Genomic DNA, 21,547 nt, shown 5'->3' on the forward strand with positions numbered 1-21,547 from the left:
TCTCCGCCTACCGTCAGAAGTGGACCTTGACCGCGGTCGCGGCCGCTGGCGCGGTCACCGTCGCGATCTTGGTGTTGGGGTCGTAGGACACGGTGGCCGCCGTCGCGCCCTTCGGCGCGGGAACGTCGTGCAGGCGCCAGGTCACGGTCGTGACCGTCGAGTCGTACCCGTCGTGGGCCATCCGCTTCTCCAGGGTGATGTCCTGGCCGGAGCGGGTCGCCGAGAACTCGGTCTCGTCGTACTCGCCCTTCTGGTGGTCCTTGGTGGCGCCGTCGTCCTCGTAGAAGGTCGACTTCGCCGCGGTGTCCACCCACGCGTCGAGCACCAGATCGGTCAGCGGCTTCTCGTCGTGGAACTGCTGGACCGCGCGGTTGGCCACGATCGAGTTCGACTGGACGTAGATCGGCAGCACGTCGAGCGGGGCCGCGGCGGTGATCGTCTGGCCGCCCTCGAAGCTCTTGCCGGTCCACCAGTCCGTCCACTTCGAACCCGCGGGCAGGTACACCTCGCGGCTGGTGGCGCCCTGCTGCACCACCGGCGCGACGAGCAGGTCGTCGCCCCACATGAACTCGTGGTCGAGGTCGCGGACCTTCGGGTCGTTCTGGAACTCGTAGACCAGCGGCCGCTGCACGGGCGCGCCGGTCACCGAGGCCTCGTGGAAGGCGGTGACGAGGTACGGCATCAGCTGGTACCGCAGGCTGACGTACTTCTTGGCGATCGCCTCGACCTCGGGCCCGAACGACCAGGGCTCCTGGGAGTAGCCCTCGTTGCCGTGGCCCTGGTAGTGGACGCGGGCGTGCGGGTAGAACGCGCCCGCCTGCAGCCAGCGGGCCATCAGCTCCGGCGTGGCCTGCCCGGCGAAGCCGCCGATGTCGCTGCCGACGTGCGGGACGCCGGAGAGGCCGATGTTCATCTGCATCGGCAGGGACATGGCCAGGTGGTCCCAGGTGCTCACGTTGTCGCCGGTCCACAGCGCGGCGTCGCGCTGCGAGCCCGCGTACATGTCACGGGTCAGGATGAACGGCCGCTGGTTGGGTTGGAACTGCTCGAAGCCCTGCGTGGTCGCGTGGGTCTCCAGCATCCCGTACAGGTTGTGGATCTCGGTCGCCTGCTGGGTGCCGTGGTTGAACTCGGTGTCGTTGGGGATCGTGTGGTACTCGTTGTCGAAGACGGCGGGCTCGTTCATGTCGAGCCAGATGCCTTCGACACCGCGGTCGAGCAGGGTGCCGTGGTGGTTCGCCCACCAGTTGCGCACGTCCTGTCGGGTGAAGTCGGGGAACTTCGACGGGCCGGGCCAGACGGAGCCGACGTAGTCCGAGCCGTCGGGGTTGGTCGCCCACGCGCCGATGTCGTTGCCCGAGTCGTAGACGCTGTAGCCGTCGTCGACCTTCACCGCCGGGTCGTTGATCGTCACCGTGCTGATGCCCATCGACTCCAGCTGCGCGTCGAGCGCCTCGGGGTTCTCGAACCCCTCGCCCCAGGTGAACACACGGAACTCGTCCATGTAGTCGATGTCGAGGTTCATCGTGTCCAGCGGGATACCGCGGTCGCGGTAGCCCTTGGCGACATCGACGATCTTCTGCGCGGGCTCGTAGCCCCAAGAGCTCTGCTGCCAGCCCAGCGACCAGTTCGGCGGCTGCTGGTAGCGGCCGGTGAGCTCGGTGTAGCTCTGCAGCACGTGCGGGATGTCGGGACCGTTGAAGAAGTAGTAGTTCAGGTCGCCGCCGTCGGCGTAGAAGTAGTAGTAGTCGTCGCGCTCACTGGCCATCTCGAAGTACGACCGGTGCGTGTTGTCGAAGAAGACCCCGTACGCGTGGCCGTTGGGCTTGAGGCCCATGAAGAACGGGATGCTGGCGTAGAGGTACTTCTCGGTGGGCGAGTAAGCGTAGTTGTCGGTGTTCCACATGCGGATGCTGTCGCCCCGCTTGTTCAGACCCCTGGTCTGCTCACCGAAGCCGTAGAAATCCTCGCCCGGCTCGGTCTTCTTGAACACGTAGGGCTTGCCCGCCTCGTAGCCCGACCCGTACGCCATGTCGTCGGCGTTGATCACATTTCCCTGGGGGTCCAGGACGCGGACGCCGAAACGGTCCATGGAAATCTCGACGGTGATCTTGTCGGTCTTCAGGGAGTAGTTCTTCTTCGACCGGTTGTGCTTGAACTTCGGGGTACCCCAGTCCTTTTTCTGAATCGCGGGCGAAAAGTATTCGGCTTTCCCCTTGGGTTGCACCGAGATCTTCAGGACGTCTTCGGAATAGAGCCGGACCAACCCGACGTAGCCGCCGAGGTCGAAGGTGGCGCCGTCCGAGGTCGGAGTCACCCCTTGGACCGTGAGGGTTTGCAGGTTGTTCTTGTCCAGCGGGATTTCCGCATGCGGGGTGACCGCGTGAGCGAGCCCCGCGGTGAGCACGGAGGCGCCGAGCAGCGCGACGGTGGCCGCGGCGATGGTCCGCCGCTTTCGCCGCACCGCAGGGCGCACCCCTTGGAAGGTGAGGTTCATGAGCATGCTCCTGCATGATCGGCGGCGCCGCGACCGCCCCGCGCGCGACGCCTGATAAACACGCGAGAATTCCTGGGCGAAATTCCTCGGGGCGAGAAGACTATGCGTGGGAGAATCGCGCGGAGTCAAGCCGACGCCCCCATTTTCCCAGTTGCGCAAATAGCGGCTCCAGAGTTGCGCAAATGAGCGGGGAAACAATTCATAAATGCTGGGATAATACGGTGTCACACCGCCGTCGGCGCAAGGGCGCGCAGGTGTCCGCACCCGCAGCTGGACCGGTGCATTATCTCCGCGGGGTAACGGTTGACCTGCGCGGGCGCGGCGCCGTCGTCGAGGCGCCGCAGCAGCAACTGGGCCGCCCTGGCCCCGATCGTCCCAGCGGGCTGGGCGACAGTCGTCAAACCAGGGTCGAAGTAGTCCGCCCACGGGAAGTCGTCGAACCCGACCACCGCCATCTCGTGCGGCACGTGCACACCGGCGGCGCGCAGCGCGGCGATCGCCCCGATGACCATGTTGTTGTTCGCGGCGAAGACCGCCGTCGGCGGCGGGTTCACCTCCAGCAGGTCCAACATCGCCTTGCGCCCGCCCTCGTAGCTGGACTCGCCGCAGGCCAGCAGCGCGACGTCGGTCGGCACCTGCCGGATCTTGTGGGCCAGTTCGTAGCCGCGCACGCGTTCCTCCGTGGTGGACAGACCACGCAGTCCCGCGATCATGGCGATCCTGGTGTGCCCGATGGCGAGCAGGTGGTCGACCACCGCGGACGCCGACGCCTCGTTCTCGACCCCGACCTGGTCGACCGGCAGTTCGCAGAACCGGTCGACCACGACGAACGGCACCGGCACATCACGCAGGACCGGGCACGGCAGGTCCCGCCAGCCGTGCGCGGGCGCGACGATCAACCCGTCCACACCGCGGTCGAGCAGCGTCGCCACCGCCGACGCCTCATGCCGGGGGTCGTCCCGGGTGTCGACCACGACCAGGCCCAGTCCCGCCGCCTCGGCCGCGGCACTCGCCCCGCGGATCAGGTCGACCCAGTACGCGTCCGACGCCGTCGCCGTCATCGCCAGGCCGATGGCCCTGGTCGCCGCCCTGACGGGCCGGACGCCGACGTCGCGGGCGTAGCCGAGCAGACGCATCGACTCGTGGACCCTGGCCCTGGTCGCGGGCGCGACGGACCTGGTCCCGTTGATCACATGCGAGACGGTCGTGATCGACACCCCCGCCGCGCGGGCGATGTCAACCATCCTGATCGAGAGGGTCATCGCCATCGCTCCCCGCTGACGGTGTCGAAGAAGTGCGCCGCGCCTGGCCGAAGCACCAGCCACACCTGGGATCGCGGCCGCGGCGGGGTGCGTGGGTCGACGCGGGCGACGATCTGCGGGCCGCCCGCGGTGGCACGGCCGTAGAGGAACGCGTCCGCGCCGAGTTCCTCCACGATCTCGACGGTGACGGGGAACGCCTGCCGCGTGGCCCCGGTGACCAGGTCCAGCGACTCCGGGCGGAAACCGACGGTCACCGTCCCCGAACGGCCCGGTGACGAGCGCGGCACCGGAATCTCCGCGGTTCCGGCGATGACCGCTCGGCCGTCGACGACCGGGCACTCGCACAGGTTCATCGCGGGCGAGCCGATGAACCCCGCCACGAACACGTTCGCCGGGGCGTCGTAGAGCTCGCGCGGTGCGCCGCATTGCTGCAGAACACCCTCCCGCAGAACCGCGACGCGATCGCCCATGGTCATCGCCTCCACTTGGTCGTGGGTGACGTACACCGTCGTCACCGCCAGCCTGCGCTGCAGCGCGGCGATCTGCGCGCGGGTCTGCACACGCAGCTTCGCGTCCAGATTGGACAGTGGCTCGTCCATGCAGAACACCTTGGGCGAGCGGACGATGGCGCGGCCCATGGCCACCCGCTGGCGCTGCCCGCCGGACAGGGCCTTGGGTTTGCGGCGCAGATAGTCGGTGAGATCGAGCAGCCGCGCCGCTTCCGCGACCCGCTGGTCGCGCTCGGCGCGCGGCACGCCAGCGATCCGCAGCGCGAATCCCATGTTCTCCGCGACGGTCATGTGCGGGTAGAGCGCGTAGTTCTGGAACACCATGGCGATGTCGCGGTCCTTGGCCGCCAGCCCGGTCACCTCGCGGCCGTCGATGCGGATGCTGCCCGAACGCACCGGCTCCAGCCCGGCGAGCATCCGCAGCGAGGTGGACTTGCCGCACCCGGACGGGCCGACCATGACCAGGAACTCGCCGTCCTGGATCGCCAGGTCCAGCGCGTCCACCGCGGGCTGGACGGCGCTGTCGTACTGGCAGGTGGCTGCTTCAAAGGTCACGGTCGCCATGGCGGCTCCTTTCAGAAGTCGACGACCAGGTGGTCGAGGTTGACGTTGCCGGAATCGGTGGGGCCGTAGGAGAAGGAGATCGTGTTCGCGCCCGCGGTGAGCGCGACCTGGCTGGTCTGGCTGGTCCAGGTGTCCCAGTCGGCCATGGCCGGGACGGTGAGGTGCACGGACTCGCCGTTGACGGTCCTGCTGAGCGTGCGGGCCCCGCCTGTGGCGTTGGCGAAGCGCGCGGTGAGCGGGTAGGTGCCCGCGGCGGGGGCGTGCACGGTGAACGTCACCGTCGCGCCGACGGCGGTGAACCGGTCGACAAAGCCGGTGCCGGAGTAGCCGACATGGTCGGCGACGCGCTGCGCGCCACCGGTCAGCACGCCGGTCTCCGCCTCGACCACCTGCCGACAAGGCGCCGCTCCTGGCAGCACGTCCAGGTGGTCGAGGTTGACGTCGCCGTCGGGCCCGTGCTTGTACGACACCGTGTTGGCGCCCGCGGCGAGCGGGAGCTCGACCCTGTGGTCGCCCCAAGTGTCCCAGTTGGGCAGCGCGGGCAAGGTGATCTCAGAGTGTGCGCCGTTCACGGCGAGGGTCAGCCGCTTCGCCGACCCGGTCGCGTTGGCGTAGCGCAGCGTCGCGGCGTGCGGTCCCGCCGTCGCCGCGTCGACGGTGAAGGTGGTCGTGGCGCCCGTGTTCCAGTACCCGTCGACGAACCCTCCGCCCGAATAGCCGACGTGGTTGGAAGCGCTGCGCGCCCCGCCCGAGTGGGCCGCTGCCTCCGCCTGGTGTCTGGTGCCGCAGCGGGGTGGGCCCGCCGAGAGCGTCAGCGAGTCGAGGTTGACGTCGCCGCTGTCCGCGGGGCCACGCGCGTAGGTGATCGTGTTGGCGCCCGGCTGGAGGGAGACCTGGGTGGTCTGGGTGCCCCAGGTGTCCCAGTTCGCCAGCGGCGGCAGGGTGAGTTGGTCGCGCACCCCGTTGACGGTGATGCTGAGCGTGCGCGGCGCTCCGGTGGCGTTGGCGTAGCGCAGGATCGCGGCGTGGCGGCCCGCGTTCGCCGCGGTGACGGTGAACGCGGTGCTGGCGCCGACGTTCCAGTACCCGTCGACAAAGCCGGAGCCCGAGTGTCCCGCGTGGTTCGTCGCCCGCCCAGCACCGCCGGACAGGGCGGCATTCTCCGCCTCCACGGTCGACGTGGTGGCGGTTCCCGGCGCCGATCCGTCGATGACGACCTGCTTGGCCGTGCCCACGGCGACGCGCACCGCCGTGTACCCGCCGTACTGGTCGGCGCCGGTCGCCCAGCCCTCGCCGGGCGCGGCCTTCAGGGCGGCCAGGCTGTCGTAGCGCTGCGCCCCCGCCCCGTCGATCGTCGCCCCGGCGCCGGACCACTTGTTGACCTTCACGATGTGATGGGTCAACGGCGTGGCATAGGTTCCCGTCTTCGGATCGGTCGTCACCGTGACGGAGTCCGCCGACCGGCGCGCGGTCACCCGCTGCTTGAAGTACGACCCGGACTCATAGCCGTTGGAGACTCCATCATCGTCGTACACAGTGGACTCGGAGGTCGCCGAGCCAGGGAACACGTTGAGTTCCTGCTGCCGCACGACGCTCTCCCCGACGTGCTGCTGGACGTCCTGGGTGGCCACGATCCCGCCCTCCCGCACGAACAGCGGGATGTCGCGCCACGTCGACGCGTTCACCGGGTAGTCGATCGTCACCGGTCCGGTGTAGCTGGTCCCGCGGAACCAATCGGTCCACGTCCCCTCCGGCAGGTAAACCCGCTTGCTCGCCACATCCTGCTCGACCACCGGGGCGACCAGCAGGGAGTCGCCGAACATCCATTCGCTGGTCAGGTTCGCCGCGGTCGGGTCGTCGGGGAACTCGGCGAACAGGGGCCGTACCAGGCCGATCCCGGTCTCGTGGTTCTCCCGGTCGTGCGCGTAGATGTACGGCATCAACTTGCCGCGCAGTTCGATGGCCTCCTTGGCGGCCAGCTCCGCGGTCGGCCCGAACATCCATGGCTGCCGCTGTTTGTTGTGTGTTCCATGGACTCGGTAGAGCGGGACGAACGCGCCGAACTGCATCCACCGGGCGTAGGTCTGCGCGGTCGGGTCGCCGGAGAAGCCGCCGATGTCCATGCCCCACTTGGTCTCGCCGAGATTGACCGCGGTGAGCATTCGGGTCCGCTGGTTCGCCATCGTCGTCGCGTCGGAGTCGATGTCGCCGGACCACATGCCGTAGCCGTAGCGCTGGCCGCCGAGGTAGAAGTTGCGGTTGAGCGACATGACCCGCTTGTCGGTCTGCAGCCGCTGTCCCTCATACAGGGACCGCTGCATGTTGACGTGCTGCAGGCTGTTGAACACATACCCGCCTGCCTCGTCGGCCTCGTCATTCCACCAGCCCGCGATGCCGGTGTCGGCCAACGGCTTGGAGTGCTGCCAGAACCACTCCCGGCAGTGCTGCTTGGCGAAGTCCACGTCGTTCGCCAGCCGCTGGGAGAAGTACTCCGGGTAGTCGGCGCGGCCGGGGTAGAAGCAGTGGTTGTCCTTGCCCCACTGGCCTTGCACGGTGTTCCCGCCGCCCGCCTTCTCCACGATGACCCGCGGCTTCATGATGCCCATGAGCTTCACCCCCGCCGCCGCCATGGTCGCCGCGAACGCCCCCGACGCGCCGTCGGGGAACTTGTTCGGATGGACGTTGCCCGCGCCGGACGTGGAGTTCCAGCGGAACTCGCCGTGGTCGTCCTCACCCCAGGCCTTGAAGTCGAAGTCCAGGGTGAACGCGTCGAGCGGGATGCCGCGGCTGCGGTAACCCTGAACGATCGCCTCGACCTCGGCCTGATCCGTGCCCCACTCGCTGTTGTTGAACCCGAACGCCCATTTCGGTGACATGGCGGGCTTCCCGGAGATCTCCGCGACCGCGCCCATGGTGTTCTTGGGCGCGCCGACAGTCACGTAGTACGAGACATTCACCGTCGACACCCCGCTGTACTCCAGCGCGGTGTCGGTGATCGCGAAGTCGCCGTCGACCGAGTCGACCAGCAGCCCGTACCGGCTCGTGTAGGCCAGCGGAGCACCGGCGTCGCCCTGCTGGTTGGCGCTCACCCGGCCGCCGTCGTTGCGCTGCATGCCCTCGGCGAGGTTCTGCTTCGGGTCGTTCTCCGCCCACGGCACCGGGCTGCTGGTGATGCCGTAGAACCGGTCACCCGCGGCGTGGGTGAACTTCACGCCGTCCGGGTGCACACCTTCGGCGGCCTGCTCCCGCAGGACCAGCGCGCCCACGGAGTCGTAAATGGACAGTCGGGCCGGATTCTTGTCGATCTTGACCGTCAACCGGGAGGTCGTGACGACCATCGGGTCGGACGCGGTGTCGATCGAGGCGGTGTTGCCGCTCCCCCACGTCTTGGCCGGGTCGATCACCTGCGTGGGCGCCTCGAAGTCGCCGCCCGGCCGGTAGTCGACCTTGACGACGTCGGGCCGGAGCACCTGGACGACCAGTTTGTCGGCGCCCACGGAGATGTCGAGGGTGTCGCCGGTGACAGCCACCCCGGTGACCGCGCCGAGTCCCGCCGCGTGCGCGGGAACGGTGGCTATCGCTGTGGTGGCAAGGGCAATGGCGGTGGCGAGCAGCGCTGCTCGGCGCATCGGAGACTCCGCTCAGCTCGAGGTGACGGTCAGGTGGTCGACGTTGATCGCGTTGGTGTCCTGTGGACCGCGCCAGAGCACGACGGTGTGCAGCCCGGCCGAGAGCTGGACGGTCACCGCCAGGTCGGACCACGTGTCCCAGGTGCCCAGGCCACCGAAGGTGGGTCTGGTCTGGATCGCCCCGTCGACCGCCACTGTGCGGACCGCGGGCGCGCCGCCGTTGCCGTAGCGGAAGCTCAGCGTGTAGCTGCCGCTCGTGGGGGCTTGGACGACGAACGAGACGCCGCTGTCGGACGGCCCGAAGTTGTCCACGAACCCGGTGCCGGTGTAGCCGGCGTGGTCGGTGCCGACCGTGACCGCCGTCTTGGTCGCCGTCTCGGCCTCGTGCCGGTCGGCGGCGGGCGGGGAGAAGCCGCGCGGGATGTAGACCAGGTCCCAGTAACGCAGCGACGGCAGGGTGAACTGGAGGTACCGGCCCGCGGAGTCCGTGCCCGTGGTGTACGGGAGTGACGCGCTGACACCGCTGTTGGTGTCCGGGGAGGCGACGTAGACGCCGCTGGGGTTCATGTCCGGGCCGATGTAGTACTTGACCGGGATGTTGTTCAGCGTCGGCGCGGTGCTCGCCGCGTTGCGCCACACGTCGTCGTTGCCGATGAGGTTGACCAGGTTGATCACGTCGTGCGTCGAGGTCCGCGACAGGTTCGTCCACACCGTGTTGCCGGTGGCGTCCGGGCTGGTGGCGACGCCGGTGAGCTTGACGAACTGCGCCCCGGAGTCGGTGTTGACCGCGTCGAACAGCAGGTTCTCGTACGCGGTGGTGAAGTCGTAGTAGTCCTTCATCCACGCCGAGAGCGAGTTCGGCATCTGCTTGTAGTGGTTGGGGAAGTACGGGTGGGTGAGCATCTGCCCGCCCTCCCCCATCTCGATGTGGCTCGCGCCCATCGCCGCGAAGGCCGCGTTGGTCAGCCGCACCGACGCCTCGTCGAACGTGCCCAGCGTCAGGTTGTCGAGGTTGACCCAGCCCGCCGTGTCGACCCGCAGCCGCAGTGTGTGGGTGCCCGGGGTCAGGTGGACGACCTTGTACCCGTCGTAGTCCCAGGTGTCCCAACTGTTGTGCGTCGGTTTGAACGGGAACCGGACGGTCCCGGCGTCGACGCCATCCACGAGCAGGGTGCGCGAGACGGGGGCGCCGGTGGCGTTGGCGTAACCGAAGTTCAGCGAGTAATCGCGTTCCTCGGGGACGGTCACGCTGAACTCGACCCAGTCGCCGACATCGCCGTAGCCGTCGACGAACCCGGTCCCGGTGTAGCCGGTGTGGTTGGTGTTGACGCTGACACCGTTGCGCGTGGCGTTCTCCGCCTCATAGCGCGGGCCGAGGTTCTCGCCGTAGTTCATGTACGCGGCCAGCACCATGGCCTTGCTCGCACCGTCGACCTTCGGCGCGTCGCGTCGCGCGGCGTGCACATAGTTCTTCAGCGACTGGTAGGTGGGCGCCGCGTCCCAGATCTCGGAGTAAAGGAAGTCGACGTCGGCGTTGGCGGTCACGTCGGCGACGCCGAAGCCGCCATCCGCACCGTCGACGAGGTTGAACGCCGTCACCGCGCGGTTCGGGTCGTTCGCGGTGAGCGCCGCCTTGGCCGCGTCCACGATCCCGGAGAAGCCGCTGGTCAGCGGCACGGGGCTGCCGTCGTGGGCATAGTAAGTGCCCTGCCACTCGCCGAGCTGGTCCATGTGGACGCCGTCGAAGCCCATGGTGTCGACCTGGTCGACGTACTCGCCGACGATGTGGTCACGCCAGTTCGGATCCTGCGGGTTGAACATCCACAGATTCGTCTGCGGGTCCATGTCGCCGAAGTCGAACTGCCACTGCTGGGCGTGGGCGGTGTCGTTGAACAACCCCCAGGTCGGGGAGACGCCGGAGATCTGCTCGTAGTCCTGCAGACCCGCGTAGGTCATCGCGTACGGCATCGCGGCCACGCCCGCGTCGTGGGCGGCGTCGATCTGGTTGACCACCGACTGCCGGGCGATCGGGATGCCGGACCAGTCGTCCCACGTGTCGGCGACAACCCCATTGATCCGCTTGATCGGCTTCTCGTGCCGCCACATCCAGTCGTAGAGCTGCACTGCGTTGAGGTGGTAGTCGCGCACGAGCTGCTGGACCTTGGCCCGTGCCTGCTCGGTCGTCTCACCGACCGGGAAGTCGTGCAGGTAGCCGTAGCGCGGATAGCGGGTCCACGTGCTGGAGACGTCGACCGCGGTGACCTCCTTCGAGCCGTCTGCGGTGACCTCGGCGAGGTAGCCGCGGAAGTCGGTCGAGGGGGCGGTCCAGTTCAGGGTGACCGCGACCTGCTGTCCCGCGGGGACGCTCGCCTGCCGCGCGACCGAGCCCGCGGCCTGGGCGAGGTGCGTCATCGACAGCTGCACCGGACCGGTCCAACCGGACCCGGAGTTGTTCTTCAACACGGCGACGACAGGCACTTGGGCGCCGGGCGCGTAGCGCGCCTTGTCGACGTACACGTCGGTGACGAAGACGTCGCCGACGGCGAGCGCGATAGGCGGCGTGGTGAGTGCGACGAGAGCCGCCGTGGAGAGGAGAGTGAGGCCAGTACGCGATAACCGGCGACGAACGACGGACGAGGTGGCTGGCATTGGGCGCCTCCGAGTCGGGAGTCCCGGAAGCGTGACACCATGAATTTCGTGTGTCAAGAAAGTGACGGAACGTGCATGACGTTCCGCCGATTTTCTTGACACACGAAATTTCAGACCTGATGATGGCTCCACTCCGGACGGAGCGGAGGGACTGAGAGGCAGCGATGAACACCGACAGCCCCACCCCCGGCGGCCAATCCCGCGGCCGGAACACAGCACAGGCGACAACCTCGCCCACGCTCACCTTCCCCACCTACGGCAGGCCAGGCGGCGCGGCCGACGTCATCGGCGAGCAGACCCGGGCGCAGGTGTTCGCGGCGCTGCTCAGCGGCGGACCGCTCTCCCGCACCCAGCTGGCCCAGCGCACCGGGCTGTCGGCGTCCAGTGTCACCAAGGTCGTCACCCCGCTATTGGAGTCCGACTACGTGCTCGAAGTGGGCGTGGCACCCGCCGAGGGCGGGGCGGGCAGGCCACAACGGATGCTCGCGGTCAACCCGGAGCGGCACGCGGTCGTCGGGGTCAAGCTGCACCCGTCGCACGTGACGGCGGTGGTCACCGACATGGCCGCCAGGGTAACCGCCCGGGGCTCCCGCAAGCTGCGCAGCTCGCGGCCGGAGCTGGTCCTCGCCGCCGCGACGGAACTGGTCGGCGAGCTGCTGGCCGGCCGCGGACCCGAGGTCCCCACCGTCCTGGGACTCGGCGTCGGCGTCGGCGGGCACGTCGACACCGCGGCCGGTGTCTGTGTCCGCTCCGGCGTGCTCGGCTGGGAATCGGTCGACATCGCCGGCCCGCTGGCGAAGTCGACGGGACTGGGCACGGTCGTCAGCAACGACATGAGCACGCTTGTCATCGCCGAGCACTGGTTCGGCAAGGGCCGCGACACCGCGTCCTTCGCGGTCGTCTCGGTCGGCGCGGGCATCGGCTGCGGGCTGATGATCGGCGGGAACCTGCACACCGGCACGTCCGGGACGGCGGGCGAACTCGGGCACATCCCGCTGTCGCCGCGCGGTCCCAAGTGCACCTGCGGCAACAGGGGCTGCCTGGAGGCGGTCGCCTCGACCGGCGCGATCCTGCGCGGGATCGAGGAGCGCGGCGGCCCGAAGTGCAAGACGCTGGCCCAGGCCATGCGGCTGGCGCACGACGACCATGGCGCGGGCGGGGCCGCCGCCAAGGCCACGTTCGAGAACACCGGTGAGGCGCTCGGCCGCGGCCTCGCCACGCTCTGCAACCTGCTCAACCTGGAAAAGATCATCCTGTCCGGCGAGGGCGCGGTCGCCTACGACCTGTTCGGCCCCTCGCTGCAGGCCGCCTGGCGCGCGCACAGCTTCTCCACCGCCGCGCAGGACTGCGAACTGATCATCGACGTCGTCGATGACGACCTCTGGGCGCGTGGCGCGGCCTGCCTGGTCATCCAGGCCGCCGTCGGGGTGTCGCCCGCGAGCCGCTGAATCCCGGCCTGTCTTGGCCGGTACTGGAAAGGACATGCCATGACAGGCACGAAGGTGCTGGCGATGCTGGCCGCGACGGCGTTGGCCACCGCGGGCTGCTCGTCGGCGGACCCGGCGAGCAGCGGTCCGGTGACCGTCACCTACTGGCACGGATACAACGAGACCGGCGAGGAACTGCAGACGCTGCGTGACGTCGTGATCCCCGCGTTCGAGAAGGCCCACCCGAACATCAAGGTCAAGCAGGTCCCCTTCCCCGACGAGGCCCTGCGGCAGAAGGTGCTCGGCGCCGCGGCGGGCGGGGAGCTGCCCTGCCTGCTGCGCAGCGACATCGTCTGGGTGCCCGAACTGGCCAAGCTCGGTGTGCTGGAACCGCTCGACGCCAAGCTCAAGGACTTCGACGCGCTGGCCAAGCGAACGTTCCCCGGCCCGCTGGAGACGAACAAGTACCGCGACAAGTACTACGGCCTGCCGCTCGACACCAACACCCGGGTGCTGATGTACACCCCCGCCGCGCTCAAGGCCGCGGGCCTGGAGAAGGCGCCGGAGACGTTCGAGGACGTGCGGGCGGCCGCGGCCAAGCTCAAGGGCTCCCCCGTCAAGGCGTTCGCCGACGGTGGCACCGACGGCTGGAACCTGCTTCCATGGATCTGGTCAGCGGGCGGCAACCTGCTCAATCCCGAGCTGACCAAGGCCTCCGGGCATCTCGACTCGCCGGCGAGCGTCGCCGCGGTGCAGCTGCTCGTCGACCTCCGCAACGAGGGCCAACTGCCCGACATCATGCTCGGCGGCACCGGCGGCACCCCGACCGACGAGGGCATCGCCAAGGGCGAGTATCTGTCCACACTTGACGGACCGTGGACCTTCCCGATCTACGAGAAGCAGTTCCCCGGTGTCACCGTGGCCACCTCGAAAATGCCCGCGGGCCCCGGCGGCAGTGTCTCCGTCGTCGGCGGCGAGGACATCGTGATGACGAAGTCCTGCCCGGACAAGGAAGCGGGCGGTGAGTTCATCCGCTACCTGCTCTCCGACGAGGCACAGCTGGAGATGGCCAAGGTCGGCCAGATGCCCGTGCTGGCCGACCTCGGCGCGCGGCTCACCTCGATCAAGCCCTACTACGGGATCTTCGTCGAGCAGCTCAAGACCGCCCGCCCACGCCCGCCGGTGCCGCAGTACAAGAAGATCGAAAGCCTGCTCTCCCAGCACGTGTCGGAGGCGCTCAAGGGCACGGTCAGCCCGAAGCAGGCGCTGACCGACGCCGCCAGGGCCATCGACGCCGTGCTGGCCCAGGACTGACACCGTGTCGGTACTGGCTTCCGAAGCCACCGCGCGACCCGCTCCCGTTCCCGTACGCGGGAGCGGGCCGCGTGGCCCACGGCTGAGCACCAGACTGCGCGCGGCGCGCGTGCCCTACCTGTTCCTGCTGCCGGGGTTCGCCGTGTTCGTCCTGGTCATGGCCTACCCCATGGCGCAGGCGTTCCGGATCAGCCTGCACGAGTGGAACATCCTGCCCGGCGCCGAGAGCACGTTCGTCGGCATCGCGAACTACCTGCGGGCCCTCGAAGACCCGGTGTTCTGGAAAGCATTGGTCAACACCGGGGTCTACATGCTCGCCACAGTGCCCGCCCAGCTCGCGCTCGGCATGCTGGTCGCCCTGCTGCTCAACCGGGCCATCAAGGGACGCACCTGGTTCCGGGCGCTGTACTACCTCCCCGTGGTGACCAGTTGGGTCGTGGTGTCGCTGCTGTTCCGCTACCTGTTCGTCACCGACGCCGGGCTGGTCAACTACGTGCTCGTCGACATCCTGCACGTGACCGACACGCGCATCGCCTGGTTGCAGAACCGGTGGACAGCGATGGTGGCGATCTGCGCGCTGGGCATCTGGAAGGGCGTCGGCTGGTCGATGATCATCTTCCTGGCGGCGCTGCAGAACGTGCCCAAGGAGCTGACCGAGGCCGCCGAACTCGACGGTGCCTCCCCCACCCGGCGGTTCTTCTCGGTGGTCCTGCCGATGCTGCGCGCGGCTGTCGCATTCGTGACGATCATGCTGGTGATCGGCGGGTTCAACGCGTTCACCTCGATCTACCTGATGACCGGCGGCGGACCGGGCAACGACACCCAGGTGCTGCTCACCTACATGTACGAGCAGGCGTTCGACTTCCTCGACTTCGGCTACGGCTCGTCGATCGCCTACATCCTCACACTGATCGTGTTCGCCCTGAGCGTCGTGCAGTTCCGCGTGTTCCGCTATTCCGAGGAGGATTAGCGTGTCTGTCCGCGATGACCGCACAACCCGGCGCGACCCGCTGGTCTACCTGGTGCTCGTCGCCGGGCTGGTGCTGACGATCACCCCGTTCCTGGTGATGATCTCGACATCGTTCACCGACCAGAGCCTCGTGCTGGAGCTGCCGCCCAAGCTGCTGCCTGCCGATCCGACGACCCGCAACTACACCGACGCGCTGAGCTCCAGCGGCTTCGCGCTGTACTTCGCCAACAGCGCGGTGGTCGCCGTGGCGACGGTGGCGGGGGTGCTGCTGCTGTCATCGATGATGGCGTTCGCGTTCGCCCGCTTCACCTTCCCCGGCAAGTCCGTGCTGTTCGGCGCGTTGATGGCGGCGCTGATGATCCCGGGGATGATTCTGATCCTGCCGCAGTTCCTGGTGGCCCGGGACCTCGGCCTGATCGACAGCAGGCTCGGGCTGGTGCTGTTCTACATCGGTGCGCAGCTGGCGTTCATCACGTTCCTGCTGCGCGGTTTCTTCCAGTCCGTGCCCAAGGAACTGGAGGAGGCCATGGAACTCGACGGCGCCGGGCCGTGGCGGGTGTACTGGAACCTGATGCTGCCACTGTCGCGCCCGGCGCTGGCGACCGCGGCGATCTTCACCTTCCTCGGCGCCTGGGACGAGTTCGCCTGGGCGCTGACCATCATCAACGATCCGGACAAGCGCACCCTGCCCATCGCCATCGCACTGTTCCAAGGCCAGTACTCGACTTCGTGGGGCCTGGTATTCGCCGCGTCGGTGATCGCGGTGGTCCCGGTGATCGTCATCTTCGTCTTCTTCCAGAGGCACTTCGTATCCGGGCTCCGCTCTGGCGCCCTGAAAGGCTGAGACCACACCATGACCGCTCTTGGGCAGCACTCCCACACCGCCGCCGACCTGGTCGCCGCGGGCATCAAGGTGATCCGCGACGGCCAACACCCGAGCGGCGGCTACGTCGCCTGTCCGACCTACCCGACCTACGGGTTCGCATGGTTGCGGGATGGGGCTTTCTGCGCCTACGCCATGGACTTGCACGGTGAGCAGGACAGCGCCGCCGCGTTCCACCGGTTCGTCGCGACCACCGTGCTCGACCACGAGGACCGGTTCCGCGCGGCGATCCGGCGGGAGTTCGGCTCCTCCGACCACATGCCGCCCACCCGGTACACCCTGGCGGGCGAGATCGAGGCCGAGGGGACCGCCGACGAGGTCTGGCCGAACTTCCAACTCGACGGCTACGGCACCTGGCTGTGGGTGCTCGCCGACCACACCCGCCGCGGCGGGGTGCTCAGCGAACGTATGCGGCAGGCGGCGGAGCTGGTCACCCGATACCTGTGCGCCGCGGGCCATCTCGCCTGCTACGACTGCTGGGAGGAGTTCGGCGACCTGCGACACACCGCCACGCTGGGCGCGGTGATAGCCGGGTTGGAGGCGTTCGGCGATGAGGCCGCAGCGCGTCGGGCGGCGGAGCTGCGGAAGTTGCTGTATGCCGAACACGTTCGGGACGGGTCGTTCGTCAAGCACGTGGGCAGCTCCGCGGTCGACTCCAGCCTGCTGTGGCTGGCCCTGCCGTTCGGGGTGGTGTCGGTCGACGACCCGGTGATGGCCCGCACGGCGGCGCGGGTGGCCGCGGAGCTGACCGGGCCCTCCGGCGGCACCCGGCGGTACCTGGGCGACACGTTCTACGGCGGCGGCGAGTGGGTGCTGCTCACCGCGTGGCTCGGCTGGTTCCACGCCGAGTCGGGCGACCGGGAGTCCGCGGCCCGGCTGCTGGCGTGGGTCGAGCGGCAGACCGTCGAGTCGGATCACCTGCCGGAACAGGCGATCACCGATCCGCAGGCGCCGGAGCGGGTCGCGGAGTGGGTGGACCGGTGGGGTCCGGTGGCGACTCCGCTGCTGTGGTCCCACGCGATGCACCTGGTGCTGGTCCACGCGCTGGGTGAGGGGTGAGCATGGAGATCTGGCCCACCCAGGCGACCTTCACCTCCGGCAGGCCGGTCGAGCTGGTCGTCTCCGCCGAGACCGCCGCGACCGTGGAAGTCGTGGTGACCAGGCTCGGCGAGCCGGTCGCCTCGCCGACCGCATCAGTACCCGCCGGCGTGTCCACAGTGGAGCTGGGAGTGCTCCGAGACGGCGGCTACGCGGTGACCGCCGGGGACGCGAGCACCGCGTTCGACGTGCTGGCCACGCCGATGCTACGGCCCCGATACGGGTTCCTCACTGACTTCTCCCCTGGCCGCGCCGACGCAGAACACGCTGTCCTGGGTGTTCTGCGACTGCACCAGAACATCGTCCAATTCTACGATTGGATGTACCGGCACGCCGACCTGCTCGGCGCCGACGACGAGTTCACCGACACCTGCGACAGCCCCAAGTCGCACCGGACGACGGCCGACCTGGTCTCGCGGGTGCGGGCCGCCGGCGCGCTGCCGATGGCCTACGCGGCCACTTACGGCGTGGGCAAGGAATACGCGGCGCTGCACCCCGAACAGCTGCTGTACCACGCCGACGGCTCGCCCCGGATGCTGGCGGACCTGTTGTATATCGCCGATCTCTCGGGTCCTTGGACGCCGCACATCGTCGCCGAGTACCGCGCGGCGGTCGACCGGCTGGGCTTCGCGGGCCTGCACCTGGACACCTACGGCACCCCGAAGATCGCCTGGGACGCCTCAGGGGTGGCCGTCGACCTCGCCGAGCAGTTCCCGCCGTTCGTGCGCGCCGTGCGCGACGAACTGCCGTCATCGACGCTGATCTTCAACAACGTCAACGACTACCCGACGTTCGCAACCGGGACCACGCCGCAGGACGCCTGCTACATCGAGGTGTGGGATCCGCACCGTGAGTACAGCCACCTGGTGGGCCTCATCCAGCGAGCGAGGACGTTGGCTCCCGGCCTCCCGGTGATCCTGGCGGCATACCTCGTCCCGTTCGCCGAAGCCCCGGCGGCGGAAGCGGCGTGGGCCGCGCGCCTGTCGCTGGCGACCGTCTTCGCCCACGGCGGCCACTACCTGCTGTGCGGCGAGGGCGACGGCGTGCTGGTGCACCCGTACTACCCGAAGTTCGCCCGAGTCGACGCGGACGCCCAACTCGTGCTCCGCAAGTACTTCGATTTCGCTGTAGCGCAAGGGGATCTGCTCTACGACCCGGCCGCGCACGAGGTCACCCGGTCATACCTTGCGAGCGAGGAGAACGACGAACTGGCGGTATCGGCGGACCTGCCGGTGAGCGCGGACCCGCTGCCCGGGCACCTGTGGGTGATCGTCCGGCGGAGCCCGCTCGGGCTGGTGGTGCACCTGATCGACCTGGGCGGGCAATCCGAGGTGGAGTGGAACCGTGCCAAGTCGGTCGGCGGGCCACGGGACGGTGTGCGGCTGCGGGTGCGGTGGCCGGTCGAGCGCGCGCGGGTCGGCTCCCCTGAGGACGGCCCGAACCTGTGTGAGACCACAGCCACCCGCGACGGCGACTACGTGGAGGTGGCCGTTCCCTCGTTCACCGCCTGGGCGGCGGTGCACCTGCCGTGGGAGGACGAGTCGTGAGGCCGCGCAAAGATCACCCATGATGTGCCCTGGGTTTCGCGGAGTCGGGTTACTGGACTTCATGCTGATCACCTCCAGGAGAGGTCAGCATGCGACCAGACGATCTACACCTGGCGCAGGCAGTCGCTCGTCGACGCCGGCAGGAGCCAGGGCTGACCTCGGTGGAGAAGGCCGAACTGGCCTCGGCCCGACGTCGGATCGCTGTATCCAGATTAATCGCAGCAGATTCGACGGGCGGACGGTCAGCCTCTACCCCCATCCTCAACTCAGTATTCGACGATGCGGCGCCACGCGGTTACCGTCCAAGCCGTGTCGCAGGGCGAGCTCGGTCAGCCACCGCGAGCACGTAGACACCCGGCGTGCCGAACAACGCGGTCGGCAGCCGGTTTCAGCCGCGCCCGCGGCTGGTCAGTGCGGTCCCTGACCGCCCCCGGCCCCGGCCCCGGCCCCGGCCCCGAGATCACACGCGTGGCGCACCGGTACTCGGGACGGCTCACTGTCGGCGAGGTTGTCCCGCAGGGTGGCGTGGCGGAACTGGTACCGGGATCCGACCGTGCGGAGGATGTGCCGTTGGTGGGCGTCCTCGAGGAAGTGGACAAGTCTGCTGGGGGTGCGATACCTCAACGTCAGAAAGGCTTGGGCGGCGGCGGCGAGCCACGTCCGGGACAGGACAAGGCCCATGATGACGCCGAGCGCGATGCTGGCTTCGAAGTTGAACTGCTGGCCGGTGGTGAGGTGGAAGTTGTTCCCGGGGTTGAGGCCGGTCGCGATGCCTGCGACGAGTCCGATGGCGAGCCAGAAGGTGAGGTCCTTTCGCCAGGCCTGGATCGGGTTCACCGGTGAGGTGTCGTCGGCGTGGTCGGCGAACACACCGGTGACCCAGATGGCGACGCCGACGATGAGTGTTGTGGCGGCGAAGGTGAAGAGGACGAATCTGAGGATGTGGGCCGACCCGTGGTGCAGGAGCAGGAACAGCGGTGTGGAAAAGGCGGTGTTCGCGATACCGAACAGGAGTCCGGCGGCGAGCGCCGCGACGATGTTGCGAGGAGAGCGGAGCTGTCGCCACGTACGGATGTTGAGCGCGCGGGGCATGGCGGCGCCGCCGGGCTGACCGGTGGCGAGCCAGTACGTGAGGACGAACGAGATGCCGGAGGTGGACAGGCTGGTGACACCTGCGGATTGGCCGAAGGCGGCCGCCTCCACCACGGCCACGGCGATTCCGGTCGACAGACCGAGGATGTGGTGTGTCGCGATGCGCATCGGTGTGGTCGCGAGCGTTTCGGGGTGACCGGTCCGCAGGTTGTAGGCCAACGCGTTCGCGATTCCGATTGGCGCGCAGAGGATGAGTGTGTGGATGACGGAGGTGTGCACCCAGACCAGCGGGTCGGCTGCGAGCCCGGTGGCGACCACGCACATCAGCACGAACGCGAGAAAGCCCGCGATGGAGCTGAACAGACCGCCGAGGATGATCCGCGCGGTGGCTGGAATCCATCGGGGGAACTGCCACCAGGAGATCTCCCGATCGTTGCACGACTGTCTGGCGATGACGCGGAGAGTGCGGCGAGCAGATTCCGGGGAGCGTGCGGGTAGGGGTTGTCCTGGCCGCGGTGCGTAGGCGGCGGTGATGGCGAGGTCGAGGAAGTGCCGGGAGATGGCGTCGCTGGTGGGGAAGCGGTCGGGATCGAGCAGTTCGGCGAGGTCGGCGGGCTTGGCGCACAGGTAGATGTCGGGGATCAGGGTGAGGTTGAGCGGGCTGGTGAGCGCCCGCGCTGCTGCGCTATCCGGGTTCTCGTCGATGGCGGCGACGAAGTCCTCCCACGGCGGCGGGGTGGGGTCGGGGAGCCAGCGCCGGAGATAGTCGCTGACGTCGCTCTGGGTGAGTGGTCGCAGTTCGATGGCGGCGGCACGGGTGAGGATCGCGGGGCGTCCGGTCGCGGCGCGCAGTTCGTTGGTTCGGCTGAGCAGGACCAGCCGGAACGTGGCTTGGTCGCTGAGCGCTTGCAGCGCGCGGGGCCGGGCGGCTTCGGGCAGGTCGTCGAGCCCGTCGAGGATGACCGCGATCCGGCCCCGGGTGAGCAGCCGGTGGGCGTCACGGCGGCTGTGTCGGCCGCGCAGGACCTGGAGTTCGGTGAGTTTGGCGGTGATCCAGTCGGCGACGGTCATCGTGTCAGGGTTCCAGTCCTGGAGGCCGAACAACACGGGGACCGGGACGCCGGTCCGCTGGCGTTCGTCGAGGCAGGCGCGGTGGTTGAGGGCGTCGAGGAGCAGCAGGATGGCTGCCGACGTCTTGCCGTCGCCGGGGCCGCCGGTGATGATCAGCCGTCCGGAGGCGAGTCCGCCGTACAGGGTGAGCAGGTCGGCGCGATCGCCGAGGTCCAGCGCGGCCGGGGTGACCTGGGTGATGCCGGGCAGGGGTGGGAAGGACGAGCCGTCGTCGTGGACGGTGCTGGCCTCCTCGATCCGTCCGGCCACCGGGTGATCGCTTCGACGCCACCGGATGGGCAGGTTGACGTGCCCGACCAGGCGTCGCTCTCTGGCGGCGCCGAGCCACTGGGTCTGGACGGCGGTGGCCAGCATGTCGCTCAACAGGTCGAGTGGAGACGGTTCGAACAAGCCGGGCACCGGATCGTCCGATGGCGCAGGCGCAGGCATTTGCCCGGGATCGACGGTGCGTTTCTGCCGGTAGGCGGCGGCGAAGAGTTCCCGGGCGCGTTGGGCGTCATCGGCCCCGCCACCGAGCGCCCTGGCCAGTTCGCCCGCCTGGTGATCGTCGGCGGGGAGCCGGTCGCCGCGCAGGATTTGGCCGACTCGTTCGGGGGAGGAAAGCCCGAGCCGGATTCCGCGCTTCCGGTGTTCCTCGGTGTTCAGAATCGCTCGCAGCGACGGCCAGCCGTGGTCATGGTGGATGTGCTCGTAATGCTCGAGCAATTGCCGGTGCGGGCCATCGTGCGGCCATCGTTGCTTGCTGATGGGTCGCCCCTGCCCCTTGCGCGTACCCACTCACCCTCCGGCTCGATGTCACCGCGGACCCCCGAACCGATGGTATGGGGCCGGCGGTTGTTGTCCACCAACTGTCCTGTGTGATGTTGGATCGCCGCAGGTCAGCGGGCATGGACGAGAGTCGTGGACGCTGCCGGGCGGAGGGCGGGCGGCCGTGGGCTTGGCTCTGTCGTAGCGCGGGGCACGCACCCGTGTGAT

12 protein-coding genes are annotated in these 21,547 nt (G+C 68.7%); 6 read left to right on the forward strand and 6 right to left on the reverse strand.

The features are described from left to right. Positions 1-13: 13 nt before the first annotated feature. From GPZ80_RS15880 to GPZ80_RS15900, 5 genes are all read right to left on the reverse strand, one after another. Positions 14-2,497, reverse strand: a complete 2,484-nt coding sequence (locus GPZ80_RS15880) for a glycoside hydrolase family 31 protein (protein ID WP_187221139.1) — start codon at positions 2,495-2,497, stop codon at positions 14-16. Positions 2,498-2,721: 224 nt separating this feature from the next. Beyond that, positions 2,722-3,759: a LacI family DNA-binding transcriptional regulator gene (locus tag GPZ80_RS15885; protein WP_187221140.1), complete on the reverse strand. Its 1,038-nt coding sequence runs from the start codon at positions 3,757-3,759 to the stop codon at positions 2,722-2,724. Next, on the reverse strand, positions 3,756-4,832 hold the full coding sequence (locus tag GPZ80_RS15890; protein ID WP_187221141.1) for an ABC transporter ATP-binding protein: 1,077 nt from the start codon (positions 4,830-4,832) through the stop codon (positions 3,756-3,758). Before GPZ80_RS15890 ends, GPZ80_RS15885 begins: the two co-directional genes overlap by 4 nt. 11 nt (positions 4,833-4,843) lie before the next feature. Further along, entirely contained in the window at positions 4,844-8,461 is a 3,618-nt protein-coding gene (locus GPZ80_RS15895; RefSeq protein WP_187221142.1) for a TIM-barrel domain-containing protein, read from the reverse strand. A gap of 12 nt (positions 8,462-8,473) precedes the next feature. After that, the gene (locus tag GPZ80_RS15900; RefSeq protein ID WP_187221143.1) at positions 8,474-11,110 is read right to left on the reverse strand and encodes a glycoside hydrolase family 66 protein; all 2,637 of its coding nucleotides are present in this window, start codon (positions 11,108-11,110) and stop codon (positions 8,474-8,476) included. A 164-nt stretch (positions 11,111-11,274) separates the two neighbouring features. Here GPZ80_RS15900 and GPZ80_RS15905 point away from each other — a divergent pair, with 164 nt between their 5' ends. The 6 genes from GPZ80_RS15905 to GPZ80_RS15930 are packed head-to-tail and all read left to right on the forward strand — an operon-like array spanning position 11,275 to position 18,349. After that, positions 11,275-12,558, forward strand: a complete 1,284-nt coding sequence (locus GPZ80_RS15905; protein WP_187221144.1) for an ROK family transcriptional regulator — start codon at positions 11,275-11,277, stop codon at positions 12,556-12,558. Positions 12,559-12,597: 39 nt separating this feature from the next. After that, entirely contained in the window at positions 12,598-13,851 is a 1,254-nt protein-coding gene (locus GPZ80_RS15910) for an extracellular solute-binding protein (protein ID WP_187221145.1), read from the forward strand. Between the two features lie 4 nt (positions 13,852-13,855). Beyond that, complete coding sequence (locus GPZ80_RS15915; RefSeq protein ID WP_187221146.1) at positions 13,856-14,821, forward strand: carbohydrate ABC transporter permease; 966 nt, start codon at positions 13,856-13,858, stop codon at positions 14,819-14,821. A 1-nt stretch (position 14,822) separates the two neighbouring features. Next, positions 14,823-15,665 (forward strand): carbohydrate ABC transporter permease, encoded by an 843-nt coding sequence (locus GPZ80_RS15920; RefSeq protein WP_222719380.1) that lies wholly within the window; start codon positions 14,823-14,825, stop codon positions 15,663-15,665. A gap of 9 nt (positions 15,666-15,674) precedes the next feature. Beyond that, positions 15,675-16,763 carry a glycoside hydrolase family 15 protein gene (locus GPZ80_RS15925; protein WP_187221147.1) on the forward strand — a complete coding sequence of 363 codons (1,089 nt, stop codon included), beginning with the start codon at positions 15,675-15,677 and terminating at the stop codon, positions 16,761-16,763. 2 nt (positions 16,764-16,765) lie between these two features. Next, positions 16,766-18,349: a glycoside hydrolase family 66 protein gene (locus GPZ80_RS15930; protein ID WP_187221148.1), complete on the forward strand. Its 1,584-nt coding sequence runs from the start codon at positions 16,766-16,768 to the stop codon at positions 18,347-18,349. A gap of 408 nt (positions 18,350-18,757) precedes the next feature. On the opposite strand, the gene GPZ80_RS15935 is transcribed toward GPZ80_RS15930, so the two are convergent. Next, complete coding sequence (locus tag GPZ80_RS15935; RefSeq protein ID WP_187221149.1) at positions 18,758-21,349, reverse strand: NACHT domain-containing protein; 2,592 nt, start codon at positions 21,347-21,349, stop codon at positions 18,758-18,760. Positions 21,350-21,547 lie beyond the last annotated feature (198 nt).

It is taken from the genome of Actinokineospora xionganensis (genome assembly GCF_014323725.1).
Taxonomy (GTDB): domain Bacteria; phylum Actinomycetota; class Actinomycetes; order Mycobacteriales; family Pseudonocardiaceae; genus Actinokineospora; species Actinokineospora xionganensis.